The 1,315-nt window shown below is 44.6% G+C and carries 1 protein-coding gene; it reads right to left on the reverse strand.

The window, feature by feature from the left end; all coding sequences use genetic code 11:
• Positions 1-18: 18 nt before the first annotated feature.
• A complete protein-coding gene (locus tag C6Y40_RS22730; protein WP_105936679.1) occupies positions 19-1,134 on the reverse strand; it encodes an ISAs1 family transposase in 1,116 nt (371 codons plus the stop codon).
• Positions 1,135-1,315: the final 181 nt, after the last annotated feature.

A 1,315-nucleotide genomic window follows, 5' to 3' on the forward strand; every position in this document is an offset into this window, starting at 1 on the left:
CAGGGCAACCGCATACTTTTACCCAAAAATAAGCTCTGCTCTGAATTCATCGGCCCAGCCAGCCATTTTGAGTTTGCTTCTCATGCTGGCTTTCTTGGGGTGTAAACGAGCCATATTCAAACAAAACCGCCTAATCACTCCGACATTTTCCGCTCCGTCCTCTTTGCGTATTCGGCTATCATCTTCTTTGAACGTCACGTCTAACACCCAGTGGACTTTATTTTCGACTTCCCAGTGTGCTCGGATAGCCTGGTTGACCGCAACGGGGTCAATATCCAGTGAACTGATGTAATATTGCGTTTCAGTGCTCACCTCTTTGTCTTTAAGGTGGCGCTCTCGTTCTATTTTGATAACACTGCGTATACCTTTCCAGTGCTGTGCTTCACTTATCCACTCACTGACTCTTAGTTGCTGGCACCGGCGTACTTCAATTCGTCCATGGCCAGAATCAGTCTGTTCATTACAGGCAATCCAAGCGGGATTATCCCTCTCTACCTTATGGAAATAGGCGGCAATTTCATCGCGTAGTTGTTTGTGGTTATTTTTGATGCAGAGCACATAATCTGCGTTCTCCGAGCTGATTTTCTCGACTATCTTTTTCTGAGAGTTCATGGCATCTGCACTGATAAGAGCGCCTTTAATATTAAGCGTGTCGAGTAGGTCCAATACCGAAGCATTCTCATTTTTCTTGCCCGATGACTTCAGTTGCGCAAGCACTAAACCTGCATCTTTGCTCCAGGCGGTAATGCTATGTAATGCCGTTTGCTTATCGCCATCGTAGGAATGACGAAGTGTCTTACCGTCGATGGCAATTTGAGGCTTACCCGTTTCAACACGCACTTCATTCACCCAATTCATAAAGGCTTTATTTAATTGTTCAGGGCATATTACTCGGACAATTCGGGCAATGGTATCGTCAACAGGAATGCCGTTTTCAAAGGGACGGTATTGGCGCAACCAATCAAGTTTATCTCGACCAAACACTTCTATATCGCTCCAACCCTCTGCTCCAGAAAGGACTGCACTCACAGTCAGAAATATCACATCAATAAAGTCATGTTGAACATTAATTTGTGTGCGGGGATCGGTAACTTCTGAAAAATGGCTTAGGGAAACTGCGAATAAGTACTGCAATTTAGTTCTTGAACCAGCCTTTGCATTCGCCGTCTAATTTTTGAACGCTAAATTCTCAATTTAGGCCAATATACTACCTTTTTAGGCCTGATTTCGGCCTTATTCCGGGTTATTCCCTGATTTCAGACAGATCTTGGCTGTCGCCTTAACATCTGGTCTACTTTAAACAGGTTTGCCAAGG

Source organism: Marisediminitalea alba (genome assembly GCF_002993365.1).
GTDB lineage: Bacteria > Pseudomonadota > Gammaproteobacteria > Enterobacterales > Alteromonadaceae > Alteromonas > Alteromonas alba.